This is a genomic window from Streptomyces umbrinus (assembly GCF_030817415.1).
In the GTDB taxonomy this organism is placed as follows: Bacteria; Actinomycetota; Actinomycetes; order Streptomycetales; family Streptomycetaceae; genus Streptomyces; species Streptomyces umbrinus_A.
In genome coordinates this window covers 903,246-921,869 of record NZ_JAUSZI010000002.1, presented here as the reverse complement: position 1 = coordinate 921,869, position 18,624 = coordinate 903,246, and the positions used below count along the sequence as shown (strand labels likewise).

Annotated in this window: 18 protein-coding genes; 8 read left to right on the top strand and 10 right to left on the bottom strand. The window is 70.4% G+C overall.

Annotation, left to right across the window (positions count from 1 at the left end):
• Positions 1-28 precede the first annotated feature (28 nt).
• The 6 genes from QF035_RS04815 to QF035_RS04790 form a co-directional block, all read right to left on the bottom strand.
• Complete coding sequence (locus tag QF035_RS04815) at positions 29-1,186, bottom strand: acyl-CoA dehydrogenase family protein (RefSeq protein ID WP_307518383.1); 1,158 nt, start codon at positions 1,184-1,186, stop codon at positions 29-31.
• A 37-nt stretch (positions 1,187-1,223) separates the two neighbouring features.
• Positions 1,224-1,760 carry a DoxX family protein gene (locus QF035_RS04810; protein ID WP_307518382.1) on the bottom strand — a complete coding sequence of 179 codons (537 nt, stop codon included), beginning with the start codon at positions 1,758-1,760 and terminating at the stop codon, positions 1,224-1,226.
• Positions 1,757-2,668, bottom strand: coding sequence for an SDR family NAD(P)-dependent oxidoreductase (locus QF035_RS04805; protein WP_307518380.1), 912 nt, complete (start codon positions 2,666-2,668; stop codon positions 1,757-1,759). Before QF035_RS04805 ends, QF035_RS04810 begins: the two co-directional genes overlap by 4 nt.
• A 28-nt stretch (positions 2,669-2,696) precedes the next feature.
• The gene (locus QF035_RS04800) at positions 2,697-3,851 is read right to left on the bottom strand and encodes a CaiB/BaiF CoA transferase family protein (RefSeq protein ID WP_307518378.1); all 1,155 of its coding nucleotides are present in this window, start codon (positions 3,849-3,851) and stop codon (positions 2,697-2,699) included.
• A 75-nt stretch (positions 3,852-3,926) separates the two neighbouring features.
• On the bottom strand, positions 3,927-4,706 hold the full coding sequence (locus QF035_RS04795) for an enoyl-CoA hydratase/isomerase family protein (RefSeq protein ID WP_307518376.1): 780 nt from the start codon (positions 4,704-4,706) through the stop codon (positions 3,927-3,929).
• Position 4,707: 1 nt separating this feature from the next.
• Positions 4,708-5,463, bottom strand: a complete 756-nt coding sequence (locus QF035_RS04790; protein ID WP_307518374.1) for an SDR family NAD(P)-dependent oxidoreductase — start codon at positions 5,461-5,463, stop codon at positions 4,708-4,710.
• Between the two features lie 85 nt (positions 5,464-5,548).
• On the opposite strand from QF035_RS04790, the gene QF035_RS04785 reads away from it, so the two are divergent.
• From QF035_RS04785 to QF035_RS04760, 6 genes are all read left to right on the top strand, one after another.
• Complete coding sequence (locus QF035_RS04785; RefSeq protein ID WP_307518372.1) at positions 5,549-6,691, top strand: acyl-CoA dehydrogenase family protein; 1,143 nt, start codon at positions 5,549-5,551, stop codon at positions 6,689-6,691.
• Between the two features lie 117 nt (positions 6,692-6,808).
• On the top strand, positions 6,809-8,299 hold the full coding sequence (locus QF035_RS04780) for an aldehyde dehydrogenase family protein (protein WP_307518370.1): 1,491 nt from the start codon (positions 6,809-6,811) through the stop codon (positions 8,297-8,299).
• A 27-nt stretch (positions 8,300-8,326) separates the two neighbouring features.
• Complete coding sequence (locus QF035_RS04775) at positions 8,327-9,916, top strand: AMP-binding protein (RefSeq protein ID WP_307518368.1); 1,590 nt, start codon at positions 8,327-8,329, stop codon at positions 9,914-9,916.
• 4 nt (positions 9,917-9,920) lie between these two features.
• Positions 9,921-11,072, top strand: a complete 1,152-nt coding sequence (locus QF035_RS04770) for a thiolase family protein (protein WP_307518366.1) — start codon at positions 9,921-9,923, stop codon at positions 11,070-11,072.
• Positions 11,069-11,488: a Zn-ribbon domain-containing OB-fold protein gene (locus QF035_RS04765; RefSeq protein ID WP_307518364.1), complete on the top strand. Its 420-nt coding sequence runs from the start codon at positions 11,069-11,071 to the stop codon at positions 11,486-11,488. The genes QF035_RS04770 and QF035_RS04765 overlap by 4 nt, the downstream gene beginning before the upstream one ends.
• A gap of 17 nt (positions 11,489-11,505) precedes the next feature.
• The gene (locus QF035_RS04760; protein ID WP_234048055.1) at positions 11,506-12,255 is read left to right on the top strand and encodes a FadR/GntR family transcriptional regulator; all 750 of its coding nucleotides are present in this window, start codon (positions 11,506-11,508) and stop codon (positions 12,253-12,255) included.
• A 32-nt stretch (positions 12,256-12,287) separates the two neighbouring features.
• Here the strand turns inward: QF035_RS04760 and QF035_RS04755 are convergent, their stop codons facing one another.
• From QF035_RS04755 to QF035_RS04745, 3 genes are read right to left on the bottom strand one after another with little or no spacing between them, the layout of a single operon-like run.
• Positions 12,288-13,310 (bottom strand): LLM class F420-dependent oxidoreductase, encoded by a 1,023-nt coding sequence (locus tag QF035_RS04755; RefSeq protein ID WP_307518361.1) that lies wholly within the window; start codon positions 13,308-13,310, stop codon positions 12,288-12,290.
• Entirely contained in the window at positions 13,307-14,491 is a 1,185-nt protein-coding gene (locus tag QF035_RS04750) for an acyl-CoA dehydrogenase family protein (protein WP_307518359.1), read from the bottom strand. Before QF035_RS04750 ends, QF035_RS04755 begins: the two co-directional genes overlap by 4 nt.
• A gap of 5 nt (positions 14,492-14,496) precedes the next feature.
• Positions 14,497-15,291: an enoyl-CoA hydratase/isomerase family protein gene (locus tag QF035_RS04745; protein ID WP_307518357.1), complete on the bottom strand. Its 795-nt coding sequence runs from the start codon at positions 15,289-15,291 to the stop codon at positions 14,497-14,499.
• A gap of 326 nt (positions 15,292-15,617) precedes the next feature.
• Between QF035_RS04745 and QF035_RS04740 the strand changes: the two genes are divergently transcribed.
• Together QF035_RS04740 and QF035_RS04735 are read left to right on the top strand one after the other, a co-directional pair.
• Entirely contained in the window at positions 15,618-16,484 is an 867-nt protein-coding gene (locus QF035_RS04740) for a crotonase/enoyl-CoA hydratase family protein (protein ID WP_307518355.1), read from the top strand.
• A 237-nt stretch (positions 16,485-16,721) separates the two neighbouring features.
• A complete protein-coding gene (locus tag QF035_RS04735; protein WP_307518353.1) occupies positions 16,722-18,131 on the top strand; it encodes a family 1 glycosylhydrolase in 1,410 nt (469 codons plus the stop codon).
• Here the strand turns inward: QF035_RS04735 and QF035_RS04730 are convergent.
• A complete protein-coding gene (locus tag QF035_RS04730; protein WP_269652044.1) occupies positions 18,110-18,610 on the bottom strand; it encodes a MaoC family dehydratase in 501 nt (166 codons plus the stop codon). The two genes, QF035_RS04735 and QF035_RS04730, sit on opposite strands and share 22 nt — an antisense overlap.
• Positions 18,611-18,624 lie beyond the last annotated feature (14 nt).

The window sequence follows — 18,624 nt, the reverse complement described above, 5'->3', positions numbered from 1 at the left end:
TTGCGAAAATGGTGAGTTGGTGTTCGATTCAACCTTGTGTCGCCTTTCCCAGCAGAGCCTTCGCGATGATCACCTGCTGGACCTGACTCGTGCCCTCGTAGATACGGAAGAGACGCGCGTCGCGGTAGAAGCGCTCGACGGCGACTCCGCGCATATAGCCCGCGCCGCCGTGTATCTGCACCGCCCGGTCCGCGACCCGCCACACCATCTCGCTGGCGAAGTACTTCGTGCAGGACGGTCCGATCTTGGTGTCCGTACCGGCGTCGAAGGCGCGGGCGGCCTCCAGGACCGTGGCGCGCCCGGCGTAGTAGTCGGTCATCGAGTCGGCGACCAGGCCCTGGACCAGTTGGAAGGAGCCGATCAGCCTGCCGGACTGGCGGCGGGTGCCGGCGTACTCGACCGACTCGTGGACCAGCCGCTCGGCCATGCCCACGCAGAGCGCCGAGATGTGCACCCTGCCGTGCGCGATGCAGCCCATCGCCGTGCCGAAGCCCCGGTTCAGGCCGTCCTCGCCACCGACGAGCGCGGAGGCCGGTACCCGTACGTCGTCGAAGAACACGTCGGCGGTCCAGGCGCCGAACTGGCCCATCTTGTGGTCCTTCGGAGCCACGGTGAGGCCCGGCGTGCCGGCCGGGACCAGGAACGTGGAGATCCCACGGGTGCGTGGCGCGTCGGGGTCGGTGCGGGCGAAGACCATGAAGACGTCGGCGAGCGGGGCGTTGGTGATGTACCGCTTGGCACCGTTGATCACCCACTCGTCGCCTTCCAGATGGGCGCGTGTGGTCAGCGTCGACGGGTCGGACCCGGCCTCGGGCTCGGTGAGCGCGAACGACGCCAGTACGTCACCGGAGGCGATCCTCGGCAGCCACTCGGCCTTCTGCTTCTCCGTGCCGCCGACCATGAGGACATGACCCGCGATGCCGTTGTTCGTCCCGAACATCGACCGCAGTGACGGAGTCGTGTAGCCGAGCTCGAACATGAGCTGGGCCTCCTCGTACATCGACAGACCCAGCCCGCCGTACTCCTCGGGCAGCGCGAAGCCGAACAGGCCCATCTTCTTGGCCGCCTCGCGGATGTCCGCGGGCATCTCGTCCTTCTCGTCGATCTCCGCCTCAAGCGGCACGACGCGTTCCCGGACGAAGCGCCGGACCTCGGACAGCACCGCGCTGAAGTCAGCCGCGTCCATGTCGACTCCCTGATAGTCCTGATAGCCCTGGTTGTACTCAGTGATCTGTTTGTGTCTCGTCCGGCTTCCGCTCCGGCCGGTAGCACACGGCCAGCAGCGCCGCCGCGCTCGCCGTGCCGATTCCCGCCGCCAGCAACGCGGGCCCCGTACCCGCGCGTTGACGTCGCAGCAGCCCGTCGAGCGAGTACCTGCCGTTGCCCAGCGCCGCCAGCGCGACGGCCGTGCCGCCCACGACACCGACGTACTCCCAGCCGCCCTTGAAGACGAAGAAACCCTTGCCCCGGTGGTCGGTCCGGGCCGCCACGGCCATCAGACCCACCGCTGCCGCCGCCGGGAGAGGGTTGGCCGCGCCCAGGGTGATGCCCACGCCCGCCGCCATCTCGGTCCCGGCAGCCATCCGGGCGTGCACCTCGGGCGGCTTCAGGCCGAGCGCCTCGAACCAGCCCGTCGTGCCCTTGAGTCCGCCCGGCCCTGCGACCTTGTTCCAGCCGTGCGCGAAGAGCATCGGGCCCAGCGTCGCGCGCAGCACGAGAGCGGCGACGTCGTGGCCGCCCCTGCTGCCTCGGGCCTTCACTGGCCCACTCCGGTGGCCCGGCCGGCGGGGGCGACCCCGTACAACTGCGGTACGGCGTCGACGAGTTCGTCGTACGTGAGTGCCTCGCCCGACCGGCTGGGATGGACGCCTGCGACGGTCCAGCCCTGTAGTCGGTTCAGCCGGTTGCCCTCGATGCGCAGGACCTGGCCGGTCAGCCAGGCCGAGGTGTCGGAGGCCAGGTAGACGACGACACCGGAGGCGTTGGCGGGATCGCGCGGATCGAAGCCGTCGACGGCCTGGAGGGACGCACCGACGTCCAGCCCGTCCGTCATCCGCGTGGCCGCGATCGGTGACACGGCGTTCGCGGTGACGCCGTACCGGCGCATTTCCAGGGCGGTGAGAACGGTGAGCCCGGCTATCCCGGCCTTCGCCGCGCCGTAGTTGGACTGACCCTGATTTCCGAACAGGCCGGTCCCGGACGTCGTGTTGATCACGCGGCCGGCGACACGCTCACCCCGTTTCGACGCCTCGCGCCAGTACGCGCAGGCGTGCCGCGTCAGCGCGAAGGTGCCCTTGAGGTGCACTGCGATCACCGAGTCGAACTCGGCCTCGCTCATCGAGAACAGCATGCGGTCGCGCACGATCCCCGCGTTGTTCACGACGATGTCGAGGCGGCCGAACTCCGCGACGGTGTCCGCGACCATGGTCTCGGTCGCCGCCCAGTCCGTCACCGAGGAGTGGTTGGCGACCGCCCGGCCGCCGAGCTTGGTGACCTCGGCGACGACGTCGTCGGCGGGGGAGTCGCCCGTCCGTTCGCCGTGCACGCCCGAGCCGAGATCGTTCACCACCACGGTCGCGCCGGCCTCGGCGAGCGCCAGGCAGTGCGCCCGGCCCAGCCCTCTCCCACCGCCGGTGACGATGGCGACCTTGTCGTCGAGGATGCCCACGCCGTACCTCCTGAGCAGATCTGTCGGGTCAGTTGAGTTCGCGGAGTACTTCGTCGGTGTGCTCGCCGAGCGTCGGCGCGCCCCCGCGTGGCTTGTCGTCGACACCCCAGAAGGCGACGGGTGTCGCCACCGTCCGCAGCATCGGGGCGTCACCCATGCCCGGCTGTTCGACGAACGCCCCGACCGCCTCCGCCTGCGGATCGGCCGACACCTCCGCCAGGGTCTGCACGGGCGCCCACCACACACCCTCGGCGTCGAACCGCTCCGCCCACTCCTCCAGCGGGCGGAGCGCGAACTCCTCGTCGAACACGGCGATCAGTTCGCGTACGTGGCCACGCCGGGCCTTGCCCGTCGCGAACCGCTCGTCCGTCGCCAGGTCCTCGCGGCCCAGTGCCTTGACGACACCGGGCCAGTGCCGGTTGCCCTCCAGACCGACCAGCCAGAACCAGCGGTCGTCGGCGGCCTGGTAGGAGTTGTAGAGCGGGGACTCGTGCTCGGTGCGGTGGCGGGTACGCCCGCGCTTGCCGAAGAAGTTCTGCAGGGCCAGGTCGTTTCCGTTTGCGTACGTGCCGGAGCGGAGCAGCGACACGTCGACCACACCGCCCTCACCCGTACGCCCTCGCCGCAGCAACGCGGCGAGAACACCTGCCACCAGGTTGGACGCGGCCGTACGGTCGCCGAGGCCGGGCCGGATGCCGGGCGGCGGCTCCCCGGCCGGGTTGAGCATGGCGGCGATGCCGGGCCGGGCCCAGAAGGCGGAGACGTCGTACCCGGCCCGGTCGCGCTCGGCGCCTGCCCAGCCGTAGCCCGTCAACGTGCCGATGACCAGGCGGGGATGGCGGGCGCGCAGTTCGTCCGGTGCCAGGCCCAGGCGTTCCAGCGCGCCGGGGCGGAGATTGGTGACGAAGACGTCGGCGCGCTCAAGGAGCCGCTCCAACGCGTCCTTGCCCTCGTCCGACCGCAGGTCGAGGACGATCCCGCGTTTGCCGCGGTTGTCGGTCTCGAACGGGGGCGCGCTGTCGATGTCCTGACCGACGTGCCGGAGGGTGTACCGGTTGGGGTCACCGGTCGGAGCCTCCACCTTCACCACGTCGGCGCCCCAGTCGGCGAGCATGGTGGCAGCGGCAGGTGCCGCCACCCACATGCCCAGCTCGACGACGGTAATGCCCTCCAGTGGCCGCACGGTCCACCACCTCCACACCGGTTCGGATCAGTCGGGATCAGTCAGGGATCTGTCGGGTGAACTCCGGGACGCTCGCTACCTGCCGCGGAAGTCTCCGGGGCGGCGCTCGCGGAAAGCCTTGAGCCCCTCGGCCCGGTCCTCGGTGGAGAACAGCACGGAGACGGTCTCGCGCTCGTACGCGATCGCCGTCTCCAGGTCCATGCCGAGCCCGTGGTCGATCAGCCGTTTGCCCGCCGCGAGCGCCAGCGGTGCCCCGGCCGTCAGCGTGGCGGCCAGCGCTTCGGCGGCGGCGAGTGCTCCGCCGCGCTCGGCCAGTTCGTTGACCAGACCGAGCTGCCAGGCCCGTTCCGCGTCGATCGGCTCGCCGGTGAGGATCATCTGCTTGGCGATCGCGGGAGGCAGCAGTCGCGGCAGCCGCTGGGTGCCGCCCGCGCCCGGCAGAACGCCGAGCTTCATCTCGGGCAGACCGAGCCGCGCACCCCGCTCCACGACCCGCAGGTCGCAGGCGAGCGCCAGCTCGAGACCGCCGCCGAAGGCGAACCCGTGGACGGCCGCGACCGAGGGCTTGGGAAACTCCTCCAGAAGCGCGTACACCCCGGTCAGGCGCTCCACGAAGGCGCGGAACTGCCCGGGTGCCGTGAACGACTCGATCTCGCTGATGTCGGCCCCGGCCGAGAAGGCGCGGCCCGCTCCCGTCAGGACCAGGGCGCGTACGTCGTCGTTGTCGCGTAGGTCGTTCAGTGTCTGTGCGAGCCGGTCGACGGTCTCGGAGCCGACGGCATTGAGCTGTCCGGGCCGGTCCAGGGTCAACACGGCGAGTCTGTCGCGGAGTTCGACGTTCAGCACGGTGCTCACCTCAGACCATCGTGAGGCCGCCGCTGACCGAGAGCGTCTGCCCGGTCATGTAGGCGGCGTCGTCGGACGCGAGGAAGGCCACCACTCCGGCGATCTCGGCGGGCCGGGCGACGCGGCGCAGCGGGATCGCCCGCACGGTCGCGTCGTACATCTTCTGGCTGTACTCGGCGACCTGGCCGAGCAGCGCGGTGTCGGTCGGCCCCGGACAGACGCTGTTCACGGTGATGCCGTGCCGGGCGACCTCGCGGGCCAGCGCCTTGCCGAAGGCGATGACCCCGCCCTTCGTCGCGGAGTACACCACCTCGCCCGACGAGCCGACCCGGCCGGCGTCCGAGGCGATGAGGACGACCCGGCCGCCGCCGCGCTCGGTCATCGAGTCGAGCACGGCCCTGGTCATGGTGAGGGTGCCCCGCAGATTGACCGCGATGATCCGGTCCCAGGTCTCCTCGGCGCTGTCGACGAAGCGGCCGATGACGTCGACGGCCGCGTTGTTGACCAGGATGTCCACCGGGCCGAGTTCGCCGGTGACCCGTTCGACGGCCTTGCGCACGGCCACGCTGTCGGAGATGTCCACGCCGACGCCCGTCGCGCGGACGGAATGCCGTTCGGCGAGTTGGGCCGCGACCTTCACAGCGGCCTCCTGGTCCAGGTCGCAGACGGCGACCGAGGCTCCCTGGGCGGCGAGTCGGTCGGCGATCGCCTCGCCGATGCCGCGGCCCGCTCCGGTGACGAGTGCCACCTTGTCCCGTACGCTCACGCGCCCTCCCTCGCCCAGCCACCGATACAGCGCTATCGTATAACTACTTCAGCTAAATAAGCGAGATGCCTGAGTGGAGTCGAGCATGCGCCGTACGATCTTCACCGCGGAACACGAGCTGTTCCGGGATACCGCCCGCACCTTCTACCTGCGTGAATGCGCCCCGAACGCCGAGCGGTGGGAGCGGGACGGCCAGGTGGGCCGGGCCGCGTGGGCGGCCGCGGGCAAGGCCGGGCTCATCGGCTGGCAGTTCCCGGAGGAGTACGGCGGGCAGGGGATCTGGGACTTCCGCTACAACGCCATCATGGCGGAGGAGATGGCGGCCACCAGCTCGGTCGGCATCGGGCTGGGGCTGCAGAACGACGTCATTCCGCCCTACCTGATGCACCTGACGACCCCGGAACAGAAGGCCCGTTGGCTGCCCGGGGTGGTCAGTGGCGAGACCATCTGCGCGCTCGCGCTGTCCGAGCCGGCCGCCGGGTCCGACCTCAAGGGCATCCGCACCACCGCCCGCAGGGACGGCGACGAATGGGTCATCGACGGGTCCAAGACCTTCATCACCAACGGCATCCTGGCCGACCTGGTCATCGTCGCCTGCAAGACCGACCCGGACGCCGGGCACAAGGGCATCAGCCTGATCGTCGTCGAGCGCGACACCGAGGGCTTCGAGCGCGGGCGCAAGCTCGACAAGGTCGGGATGAAGGCCCAGGACACCGCCGAGCTGTTCTTCCATGACGTCCGCGTCCCCGTCGAGAACCTCATAGGGCAGGAGGGTCGCGGTTTCTACCACATGATGGGCAACCTCCCGACCGAGCGGCTGGCCATCGCCGTCTCCTCGCTCGCCGCGGCGGAGCGGGCCTACGGGCTGGCGCTGGAGTACGCCAAGACCCGTACGGCGTTCGGACAGCCCATCGGGCAGTTCCAGGCGAACCGCTTCGCCCTCGCCGACATCAAGGCCAAGCTGGGCGTCGCCCGGGTCTATGTGGACGGCTGCATCATGGCCCTCTTCCAGGGTGAGCTGACCCCCGAAGAGGCGGCCGCGGCCAAGTACTGGACCTCGGAGACCGGCTGGGAGGTCATCGACCGCTGTATGCAGCTCTTCGGCGGCTACGGCTACGTCAACGAGTACGAGATCGCCCGCATCTGGCGGGACAGCCGGGTCCAGCGAGTGTTCGGCGGGACCTCGGAGATCATGCAGGAGATCATCGGGCGCTCGCTCGGACTGTGAACCCGTGGGGCGGGACGTGCTCCAGTCATTGCTTCAGTCATTGACTACCTTGGCTAAATAGGTTAGCTATTTAACCTGGATGCGCGGACGGCGCCGGACGGTTTCAAGGAGGCATCCGTGGTCACGGTCGATGTGAAGCTGCACCAGGACAGAGCCGAGCACGATCTGCCGCAGCCGCGGCTGGTCATCGGCGGCAAGGACATCACCGACACCAGTGGCGGCCTCTACGAGCACAGGAATCCGGCGACCGGCCTGGTCCAGGCGCACATCCCCCTTGCGGGTGCCGCCGAGGTGGACCGGGCCGTGGCCGCCGCACGCCAGGCCTTCGAGGTGTGGGGCACCATGCGCCCCACCGAGCGCCGCCGACTGCTCACCCGCTTCGCCCAGCTGCTCCGCGACCACATCGCCGACTTCGCCGCGATCTGCCCGCTGGAGAACGGCGTCTGCATCGGCGGTTGGGCTTCGAGCGTCGGACCGCACGTCGCCGAGTGGACCGAGTACTACGCCGGCTGGGCCGACAAGATCGAGGGCATGGTCGGCGCGGCCTACAGCCCGCACGAGAACGTCGAGTACACCATCGCCGAGCCGTACGGCGTCATCGGTCACATCATCACCTGGAACTCGCCCGCGCTCTCCTTGGCGATGAAGGTCCCGCCGTCGCTCGCCGCCGGGAACACCGTGGTCATCAAACCGGCCGAGTCGACGCCGTTCTCGGCGCTGCTCTTCGCCGACCTGGCCCGCGAGGCCGGCATCCCCGACGGTGTGATCAACGTCGTCACCGGGCTCGGTGACGCGGGCGCCGCCCTGGTGACGCACCCCGGGGTCGACAAGATCTCCTTCACCGGCGGACCCGCCACCGCGCGCCGCATCATGGCCGACGCGGCGCTGAGCCTCAAGCCCGTCGTGTTCGAGCTGGGCGGCAAGTCCGCCAACCTGCTCTTCGCCGACACCGACCTGGACACCGTCGTGCCGTACTGCGCGGCCTTCGCCATGAGCAACTCCGGGCAGGGCTGCGCGCTGCCCACCCGGCTGCTGGTCGAGCGGCCGGTCTACGACGAGGTCGTCGCGCGTGTCACCGGGGTCGTGGCTCACCTGCCCGTCGGTGACCCGCTCGACCCGACGACGTACATAGGCCCCCTCATCAGCGAGGCCGCCCGCGACCGCGTCCAGGGCGTGATCGACAAGGCCGTCGAGGAAGGTGCGGGCCGGCTCGTGTTCGGCGGTGAACGTATCGACTCCGACGGCTACTTCGTGTCCCCGACGGTCTTCGCGGACGTCGACAACCGCAGCGACCTCGCCCGGCAGGAGATCTTCGGCCCGGTCCTGGCCATCACCCCGTTCGACACCGAGGACGAGGCCGTCGCCCTGGCCAACGACAGCGAGTACGGCCTGTCCGCCTACATCCAGACCCGTGACATCGCGCGCGTCAACCGCCTGGTGCCGCGTCTGAAGGCCGGCACCGTCTATGTCAACCCCGGGCCGAATCCCATCACTTCGCCCGCCACGCCTTTCGGAGGCGTCGGCCTCAGTGGGTTCGGGCGGGAAGGCGGCAAGGCCGGCCTGGAGGAGTTCATCAACGTCAAGGGTGTCGGCATCGGCCGCGTCTGACCCTCCCCTTCCGAAGCCTTTGGAGCCATGAGCATGCATTCCGCCCGCCGCCTGACGCTCGGCGACATCATCCGCGAGCACCGAAGGTCCTTCCCCGACGGCGTCGCCCTCGTGGACGGCGAAGTCCGGCTGACCTGGCCCGAGTTGGACGAGCGCACCAACCGGCTCGCCAACGCCCTCACGGATGCCGGGGTCGGGCCGGGCGACCGCATCCTGTGGCTGGGACAGAACTCCTTCCGGATCTGGGAGCTGCTCGGCGCCGCGGCGAAGACCGGCGCCATGGTCTGTCCCGGGTACTGGCGGTGGGCAGCTCCCGAAATGGCGTTCGCGGTCGAGGACTTCGACCCCAAGGTCGTCGTCTGGCAGGACGAGGAGATCGGCGACACGGTCGGCAAGGCGCGAGCCGAACTGGGCAGCGGCCACCGGGCGTTGTGGCTGCGGCATGACGTCGAGAGCGCTGCGGGCCCCGATTCCTACGAGTCCTTCCTGGCCTCCGGATCACCCGAGGACCCGTCCACCGACGTCGACCCGGACTCCGCGCTCCTGGTCATCTACACCGCCGCGATCACCGGCCGGCAGTCCGGCTCGATGCTCTCGCACCGCAACCTGCTCGCCATGGGCACGAGCAGCGCCTGGATGGGCGACATCGGCCGGGAGGCCGCCTTCCTCGGCGCCGGACCGATGTTCCACATCGGCAACTACCAGTTCTGGGGCGTCCCGGCCTTCGTCCACGGCGGCAAGAACGTCATCGTCCGCCGCGTGATCGCCGAGGAACTGCTCCCGTTGCTGGCGGCGGAGCAGTGCACCCACGCGTATCTGATGCCCCCGACCATCGCGCAGCTCGTCGCCCTGAACCGCGAGGCAGGCCACGATCTGTCCCGTCTGCGGGCCAGCGTCGCCGCACCCCTGTGGCAGGGCACCGTGCCGACCGACCAGAGCCGCTTCACCCGCAACGGCGGTGGCGAAGGCCGCGGCTATGGGCAGACGGAGGTGACCGGGTTCGCCGTGACCGGCGCCCATGGCGGCTCGGGCACCGGCAACGCGGGACGACCGGGACCCTTCAGCGCCGTACGCATCCTGGACAGCGCCGGCAAGGAGTGCGCGATCGGCGAGGCCGGCGAGATCTGCGTCCGCGGCGACCTCGTGCACCTCGGCTACTGGAACCGCCCGGAGGTCAACGAGGAGCGCTTCCGCTTCGGCTGGTGGCACACCACCGACCTCGGACGGCGTGAGCCCGACGGCACGATCAGCTTCCTCGGGACGACGACCCGCATGCTCAAGTCGGCGGCCGAGAACATCTTCCCCGCCGAGGTGGAGAACTGCGTCGAGTCCCATCCCGCGGTGAAGGAGGCCGCCGTGATCGGCGTGCCCAACGAACGCTGGGCCCAGGACGTCAAGGCCGTCGTGGTGCTCCAGGAAGGCGCCGACTCGGTCACGTCGGCGGACATCGTCGAGCACTGCCGGTCGCGCATCGCCTCGTACAAGAAGCCGAAGACGGTGGAGTTCGTCGAGGCACTGCCCCGCACCAAGGACTTCGCCAAGGACTACGAGGCACTCGACGAGCGGTTCGGCGGTGGCGGCTATCCCGGCGGCGACACGCTGGGCGCGGGACGGTGACCCCGTGAACGACCGCCAGCCCGTAGTGGTCGGCGTCCACGCCACCGAACAGGCGCTGACCCTCCCCGACCGTGACGCCATGGACCTCGCCCTCGAAGCCGTGTCCGGCGCGATCGCCGACGCCGGGCTGACCCCGGCGGACGTCGACGGCGCCCAGGTCGACTGGCCCGGCCCCGGCGGCGTACCCGGCGAGGGCAGCTCATGGGCCCGCATGCTCGGCCGGGACCTGCGCTGGACCAGCGACTCGATGCTCGACAACGCGGGCTCCCGGGGCCTGCTGAAAGCGGCGGCGGCCGTACGGGCCGGACTCGCGGACACCGTCGTGGTCGGCGGCTGCAAACTGGTCGCACGCGGGGCAGGTCCCGTCGGGGCCGGTGTACCGCTGGAGTTCGCCGACGTGTGGGGCAGCTACGTGGTCGCACAGTTCGCGCTGGTCGCGGCACGGCACATGCACGAATACGGGACCACGGCCCGCCAGTTGGCCGAGGTCGCGGCGACGGTCCGCAACAACGGCACGACCAACCCCGAGGCGATGATGTACGGCCGCGGCCCGTACACCGCCGACGACGTGCTCGCCTCCCGCATGGTCGCCACACCCTTCCACCTGCTGGACTGCTGCATCGTCGGCGAAGGCGGCGCCGCACTCGTGGTGACCACCGCCGAACGGGCCCGCGACCTGGCCCACCCACCCGTCGCCGTGCTCGGCGGAGGCATGGAGTACCACCAGGCCGCGTACGCCAATCCGGCGCTGCACCGGGAAGTCGGGCAGCTCGGCCGCGACGCCGCCGCCCGCGCCTACACGATGGCCGGCATCGGCCCGCACGACGTGGACGTGTTCTCCCTCTACGACCCCAACTCCTTCGAGATCATCAGGCAGTTGGAGATCCTCGGCCTGTGCGGGGAAGGGGAGGGCGGACCGCTGGCAGCCAGTGGCGCCATCGCCGTCGGCGGCAAGCATCCCGTCAATCCGGACGGCGGCTGCCTGGCATACGCCTGGAACGGGACACAGCAGATGACACTCAAGGTCGTCGAAGCCGTACGACAGTTGCGCGGCAGCGCGGTGCACCAGGTCGAGGGCGCGGAGCTGGCGGTCGTCGGCAACGCCGGATCCGGGGCGCAGCACTACGAGATGAGCGTGCTGGGGAGGACCCGATGAGCCGGCCCGTACCCGTCCCCACCCCGCTGTCCCGGCCCTTCTGGGACGCGGCCGGGCGCGGAGACCTGGTCGTACCCTGTTGCACGAGCTGCGGCCTGCGCTTCTTCGTGCCCGAACCCGCCTGCCCCGGCTGCATGTCCCGGGACTGGCGGTACGTGCCCAGTACGGGCCGCGGGACCGTCTACTCGGTGACCGTCGTCCACCGGGCGCCCGGCCCCGGCTTCGACACACCCTTCGCGCTCGCCGTGATCGACCTCGACGACGGCGCCACCCTGCTCTCGCACGTCGACGCCGGCGATCCGGACAACGTCGTCATCGGCATGCGCGTACGCGTGGACTTCCGGCCCTACACGGACGAGATCGCACTCCCGTACTTCGTGCCGGACACGAGACACGAGCGACTGACAACCGAATGAGCGTGGAGGTGGGCGCGGTGACGAACACGCCGGTACGGGTTCCCAAGATGGCCGAGCTGGTGGCGGCACAACTGCGCCGGAAGATCGTGCGCGGGGAGCTGACCGAGGGGGAGGCGCTGCCGGCCGAGACGGCGCTGATGGAGGAGTTCGCCGTCTCCAGGCCGACACTGCGCGAGGCTTTCCGGGTACTGGAGTCGGAGTCGCTGATCAGCGTGCGCAGGGGAGCCAGGGGCGGGGCGCGCGTGCAGATCCCGGAGGGCACCGTCGCCGCCCGCTACGCCGGGGTGGTCCTCGAATACCGGGGCACGACCCTCAAGGACGTCTACGACGCCCGTACGGTCATCGAGGCGCCGTGCGCCGGGCTGCTCGCCGAGCGGCGCACGGACGAGGACCTGGAGCGACTGCGGGCCGCCGTCACCGAGGCCGAGGCGCTGATGGACGATCCGTCCGCCTTCATCCGCGCCCACATGGAGTTCCACGCGCTTGTCGTCGAACTCGCGGGCAACGAGACGCTGAGCGTCCTCAACGGCATGGTCCGGCACATCATCGACCAGGCGAACTGGTCCCACGTCGACCTCGACGCCGGCAGCCCCGAGAACGTACGGGCCAATCGCCGCGGCTTTCGCGCCCATGGCGCGCTCGTCGAGCTGGTGGCCGCCCGCCGGGCCGAGGCCGCCGAGGAGCTGTGGCGCGTCCACCTTCAGGAGGCCGAGGACTACCTGCTGCAGAGCAGGTCCATGACGACGGTCCTGGACCTGCTCGGCTGAGCGACGGCGGCTGACGACTGACAGTGCGGCCGTCAGCTGCCGTGCAGTTCCTGCACGATCGGCTCCCACACCTCGGCGTCGATCTCGTACGCGGTGTAGAAGGACACCCGGTCCACCAGCGACCCGTACCGGCGGCGGATCTCGCCCGCCACGCGCTGCGGCTCCGCCACCACCGCGAAGGTGTGCAGTACGTCGTCGTCGACGAGCCCGCCCATCGCCTCCCACTTGTCGGCGCGGTCCGACTTCGACAACGCGTTGAGCTCGTCGCCGAGTTCGCCCCAGCCGTGCAGCTCCAGGACACCGCGGTAGGCGGGGGTGCTGCCGTAGAACGCGATCTGGCGCCGGGTGCCGTCCACCGCGCGGGCCAGCTCCTCCTCGGTCCGGCCGGTCGCGGTCAGCAGCAGATGGGAGACGGAGAAGTCGCCGCGCGTACGGCCCGACTTCGCCAGCCCGGTCTCGACGGTCGGCAGAGTGACCTCCCGCAGATACCGCTCGGTGGTGAAGCCGTGCGCGAGGAGGCCGTCCGCCACCTCGCCCGCCACCCGGGTCATCGCCTCCCCGACGGCGGCCACGAAGACCTGGGGCGCACCACCGGGAGCGGGCGGGGGAGAGAAGAACGGGGACATCAGCGTGTGCGTGTAGAAGTCGCCGCGGAAATCGAGCTTCTCGCCCTCGTTCCAGGCGGCCCAGATGGCGCGCAGCGCGCTCACGTACTCCCGCATACGAGCCGCGGGCCGGCTCCACGGCATGGCGAAACGCCGCTCGATGTGCGGCTTGATCTGGCTGCCGAGGCCCAGCACGAAGCGCCCGCCGGAATAGGTCTGCAAGTCGTGGGCGGTGTAAGCGAGTTGCATGGGCGAGCGGGCGAAGGCCACCGCGATGGCCGTACCCACCTCGAGCCGGTCGGTGTGCTCGGCCGCCAGCAGCAGCGGCAGGAAGGGGTCGTGCTTGGACTCCGAGCCCCACAGTCCGTCATAGCCGGCCTTCTCATGGTGCCGGGCCTCCTCGACCACCTCGGCGGTGCGCCACACATTGAGCTTCCCGTCGACCTTCATTCCGCTCCTCCGACCGCGTTCGGGCTGCTGTCCATGCCGATGCGCTGCACGAGCAGTTCCCGGTGGTACGCCGGATCGCCGAACAGCAGTTGTGATGTCTTGGCCCGCTTCAGATACAGGTGGGCCGGGTGTTCCCACGTGAAGCCGATGCCCCCGTGGACCTGGATGTTCTGCTCCGTCGCCCGCAGACAGGCGTCGGAGCAGAACGCCTTGGCCAGGCTTGCCACGGCGGGCAGTTCCGGGTCCTCGTTCTCGGCCGCGAGCAGCGCGTAGTGCGCGGCGGCGCGGGCCGACTCCACCTCCAGCAGGACGTCCGCCAAGAGGTGCTTGATGGCCTGGAAGGAGCCGATGGGCCGCCCGAACTGGTGCCGCACCTTGGCGTACTCCACCGCCATGCCGAGCGCGCGGGACGCCACTCCGACCTGCTCGGCGGCGAGTGTCACCGCGGCCCGGTCGAGCACCTCCGACACCAGGTCCCAGCCGTCGCCCCTGCTCGTACGGAGCCGCGTCGCCGGTACGTCGTGGTAGTCGAGACGTGCCTGTCTGCGGGTGGGGTCCATCGTGGGCAGGGGCTCACGGGTCAGCCCGGCCGCGACGCCGTCCACCCAGAACACGCCGATGCCTTCGCCGGTACGGGCCACGGTGAGGACGACATCGGCGGCGGCGCCGTCGAGCACGAACATCTTGTGCCCGTTCAGGAGCCAACTCCCCGCCGCCTCGCGGGCGGTGAGCCGGATCCCCTCGGCGTCCCAGCGGGTGGGGGCACCTCCCGGGCCGCCAGGGCCTGGGGGAGAGCCCTCGGTCAGGGCCAGCGTCCCGACCAGCTCGCCCGAGGCCAGGCCAGGAAGCAGTCGCTTGCGGGCGTCCTCGTCGTCGCAGCGCAGCAGAGTCGTGGTCGCGAGCACGGCCGAGGCCAGGAACGGCGCGCACAGCAGCGCCCGCCCCAACTCCTCCATCACCACGCCGACTTCGACCGGCCCGCACCCCGCACCGCCGTACTCCTCGGGGACGGCAAGCCCCTGGAGTCCGAGCTCCGTTCCCATCCGGCGCCACAGTGCCCGGTCGAAGCCCTCCGGGGTCTCCATCAGACGCCGCGTCTCGGTCTCGGGGGAGGTGTCCGCGAGGAACGCCCGCACTGTGCGTCGCAGTTCCTCCTGCTCCTCGCTGAACGCGAAGTCCATGCCCCTCAGCCCTTCTCGACGGTCCGGCGACCGCCGCGCGACGCGATGATCTTCTCGACGACGGCGATGTGGTCCGGGTCGTGCATGGTGTCCCGCTCGGCGAGCAGGGCAGGTTCCAGCACGGAGTTCATGGCCTGCTCCAGGTGGAGGTTCACCGCCCGCTTGGTCTCGCGCAGAGCCCGCGCGGGCAGGGCGGCAACCCGCCTCGCCAGGTCCATGGCCTCGTCCAGCACCTTGTCCTTCGGTACGACACGGTTGGCGATGCCCAGCCGGACGGCCTCGTCGGCCCCCACCCGGTCGCCGAGGAACAGCAGTTCCTTCGCCCGGGTCAGACCGACCAGCAGGGGCAGGACGAGTGCCCCGCCGTCGCCCGCGACCAGCCCGACCTGGACGTGCGGGTCGCTGATGTAGGCGTCGTCGGCGATCAGTACGAGGTCGCTCAGCAGGGCCAGGCTGCAGCCGAGGCCCACGGCGGGCCCGTTGACCGCCGCGATCACCGGCAGAGGGCAGCGGACCAGGCCGGTGATGATCCGCCTGGCCTCTTCGACGTTCCGCTCCCGGAAGGCCCGGTCGCGCTGGACCCGGGTCATGATGTCGAAGTTGCCCCCGGCGCTGAACGCCCGCCCGCGACCGGTGAGTACGACCACTCGTGCTTCCGGGTCGTCGGCGAGTGTGTCCCACACCGACGCGAGACCGGAGTGCAGCTCCTCGCTCATCGAGTTGAGCTGGTCCGGCCGGTTCAGCTCGATCAGCCGGACCGCCCCGTGGGAGGTCACCACCAGATCCGCCGGATCAGTCATGTCCGCACCGCCGCAATCCATCAATGAGTCAGTAGAGTGTAATGCTATAACTAATTAAGCTAACTGGGAACCGGTCGCAGGGTGACGAGGCCGGCCGCCAGGGCCTGTCTGACAATTCCCTCCCCCAGCCTCCGGCCGGGAGGTGCCCCCAGCCTCACGACGCCATGCACGCACTCTCGCCGCACCGGGCGCAGAGCCAAGTACGTCCAGTACGAGGCTCTACGCCCGGCACGCCGAGAGCACGCACCTGACGCCGAGGCCGCCCTCCGGGCGACGACGGGAATTGTCAGACAGGCCCTAGGCGACGAGGCTGACGGAGGACGGGCATGCCGGAGCAGGAGTACGAGACCGTGCGGGCCGAGGTGGCGGACCGGATTCTCACGGTCACCCTCAACCGGCCGGCGAAGCTGAACGCCTTCAATCCGCAGATGATGCGCGACCTGCTGGACGTCCTGGACGCGGCCGACGCCGACGACGAGGTACGCGTGGTGGTGGTGACCGGAGCGGGCCGCGGCTTCTGTGCGGGCGCCGACGTCAGCTCCGGCGGCTCGTCCTTCGACCATCGAAAGGCGGGCGCCTGGCACCGGGACACCGGCGGCCGGGTCGCGCTGCGGATCTACTCCAGCAACAAGCCCGTGATCGCGGCGATCAACGGCCCGGCGGCGGGCGTCGGGGCCAGCATGACCCTGCCCATGGACATCCGGCTGGCGTCGACCTCGGCCAAGTTCGGCTTCGTCTTCGCGCGCCGCGGCATCGTGCCGGAGTCCGCCGCGAGCTGGTTCCTGCCGCGGGCCGTGGGGATGCAGCGGGCCATGGAATGGGTGGCGACGGGCCGCGTCTTCGGCCCCGACGAGGCCCTCTCCGCCGGGCTGGTCCGCTCCGTCCACCCGCCGGAGGGGCTGCTGCCCGCGGCGTACGAACTCGCCCGTGAGATCGCCGAGAACACCTCGGCGATCTCGGTCGCCCTGTCGCGCCAGATGATGTGGCGGATGCTCGGCGAGTCCCACCCGATGGCCGCGCACCGCCTGGACTCGCGGATCATGAGCCAGATCGGCGGCGGCCCGGACCCGGTGGAGGGTGTCGAGTCGTTCCTCGCCAAGCGGCCGCCCGAGTTCCCCGGCCGGGTCAGCAAGGACATGCCGGCCGTGCACCCCTGGTGGCAGGACGAGGAGTTCCGGCCCTTCGGCGAGTAGCCCCGACCTCCGACCGGATCATGGCCGAAACGCCACTCTGTCCCACGGTCCGGGACTGCCACGCGGCCATCAACACCGGCCTCGACAAGCTCGGCAAGGGTCGAGTGGTTGTCTCTCGGCGCCTTACGAATTGATGAGATCTGTCCGAAACATTGTCGTAGTTTCCCTGAAGTGTTAGCGTCCGCACGGCGTTCATTCAGTTGAATGCGTTAAACCATTACGCCCTGGACGGTGACCATGAGCGATGGTTTCCTGTACGAATCCTTCCGTGGTGTCGACTGGGGAGTCGCCACCGCGGACACCATCGCGGCCCCGCCGCCGCCCCCGCCCGAGCGCGGCGGGCACTTCAGGCAGTGGACCGACGACGTCCGGCAGCTGGTCGGCGTCGCTCCCGACGCGCACCGGATGGTGGCCGGCTGGCCACGGCTGCAGCCCGACGGCCCCGGCGCCTGGGACCGGCAGGCCCTGGACCGCTGCGACCGCGCCCTCGACTCGCTGCTCGAACTCGGTCTGAAGCCCGGCCTGACACTGCTCGACCGCTCATTGCCGCCCTGGCTGGAGGCTTCCGGCGGCTGGCTTGCCCGCGACACCGCGGAACACTTCGCCGCCTACGCCGCCGAGCTGGGCCGCCGCTTCGGCGACCGCGTGACGCGCTGGATCACCTCCACCGACCTCGCCGGGCCCACCCTCGCGGACCACGTGGCCGGGATGTACACACCGGGCCGGGGCATCGGCCGCGCGGGCCTCTCCACGGTCCACCACATTCTGCTCGCAGGCGGACTCGCGACCCAGGCACTCAGGGCCGCCGGCGCGAGCGGCCGCATCGGCACCACGGTCACCCTCGTCGGCGGCTACCCGGCCACCGACGACCCCTTCGACCGCCTCGCCCTGGAACGCCTGGAGAGCTGGACCAACCGCCTCTTCCTGGACCCCATGCTGCTCGGCGAGCACATGGTGACCGAGGACGACGTCTCCCCGGTCGAGGCCACCGGCTGCGTACACCCCGGGGACCTGGAGATCATCGCCACCGCCCAGGACATGCTGGGCCTCTCCTGGCACACGCCCTTCCGCGTCACCGCACCGGAGAACCTGCCCCACGTACTGCCGGCCGACAAATGCCTGGGCACCCTCAACGAGGTGAACCGACTGCTCGTCGGCCTCGGGTTCGCGATCACCCCGTTCGACGATGTGGAGACGACGGCGTACGGCTGGCCCCTCATCCCCGAGGCGCTCGCCGACGCCGTCGCGGACCTCCACGACCTGTACGGAGAGCTCCTGCCCCCACTGTCCGTCATCGACAACGGCATGGGCGATCTGGACCTGGTCGACGAGACGGGGCACAGCGACGACACCCGGCGCAGGGCACTGCTGCGCGCCAGGCTCTCCTGGCTGGGCCGGGTGATCGCACGAGGTGTGCCCGTCTGCGGCTATGAGTACTGGTCGGTGCTCGACAACCTGGAGGCGAAGTTCCGCTACACCCGCCTCTACGCGATGGCGGTCCCGGACCACGAGCCCCCGCCGCGTCCGCCGATGCCCTCGGACTGGGTGCGTGGAGGGGCGTTCGCGGGCCCGGTCCCGTCCAGTGCAGCGGCCGGCCTGACGCTGGTGCCGACCGGGCCCCGCGCTCAGAGCGTCGGAGCCCCGTAGTCCCTGCCCCGGATCAGTCGCACCGGGGTGTAGACGAGCACGTCCTCGTCCCGCTGGTTGCGTACGGTGATCCGGCTGGTCACCACACCCCGGCCGGGCTTGCTGGAGGGGCGGGAGTCCGTGGTCTCCACGACGGCGTACAGCGTGTCGCCGACGTACACCGGCCCCTGCACGGTCAGTTCCATGTGCAGGAAGGCCAGGCCCGTCCCGTGCAGCACGTTCGTCTGGAGTACGAGTCCCTCGGCGATGCAGTACGTCAGCGCCCCCGGGACCAGCCGGCCCGTGTAGCCGCCGTCCGCTGCGTGCGAGGCGTCCCAGAAGAGCGGCTCGTTGAAGCCGCCCCAGGTGATGAAGTTGACCAGGTCCGTCTCGGTGACGGTGCGGCGGGCGGTCCGGAAAACCTGGCCCTTCGGCATCTCCTCGTACGTCATCCCCTTGACCAGCGGCGGGATCTCGGTGGCGGTGTGCTCCGATGTCATGGCGGCTCCTCAGG

Coding starts and splice junctions, on each gene's coding strand:
- QF035_RS04815 (WP_307518383.1), bottom strand. CDS start 1,186: ATGGACGCGGCTGACTTCAGCGCGGTGCTGTCCGAGGTCCGGCGCTTC.
- QF035_RS04735 (WP_307518353.1), top strand. CDS start 16,722: ATGAGCGATGGTTTCCTGTACGAATCCTTCCGTGGTGTCGACTGGGGA.
- QF035_RS04775 (WP_307518368.1), top strand. CDS start 8,327: ATGAGCATGCATTCCGCCCGCCGCCTGACGCTCGGCGACATCATCCGC.
- QF035_RS04745 (WP_307518357.1), bottom strand. CDS start 15,291: ATGACTGATCCGGCGGATCTGGTGGTGACCTCCCACGGGGCGGTCCGG.
- QF035_RS04755 (WP_307518361.1), bottom strand. CDS start 13,310: ATGAAGGTCGACGGGAAGCTCAATGTGTGGCGCACCGCCGAGGTGGTC.
- QF035_RS04765 (WP_307518364.1), top strand. CDS start 11,069: ATGAGCCGGCCCGTACCCGTCCCCACCCCGCTGTCCCGGCCCTTCTGG.
- QF035_RS04750 (WP_307518359.1), bottom strand. CDS start 14,491: ATGGACTTCGCGTTCAGCGAGGAGCAGGAGGAACTGCGACGCACAGTG.
- QF035_RS04730 (WP_269652044.1), bottom strand. CDS start 18,610: ATGACATCGGAGCACACCGCCACCGAGATCCCGCCGCTGGTCAAGGGG.
- QF035_RS04740 (WP_307518355.1), top strand. CDS start 15,618: ATGCCGGAGCAGGAGTACGAGACCGTGCGGGCCGAGGTGGCGGACCGG.
- QF035_RS04785 (WP_307518372.1), top strand. CDS start 5,549: ATGCGCCGTACGATCTTCACCGCGGAACACGAGCTGTTCCGGGATACC.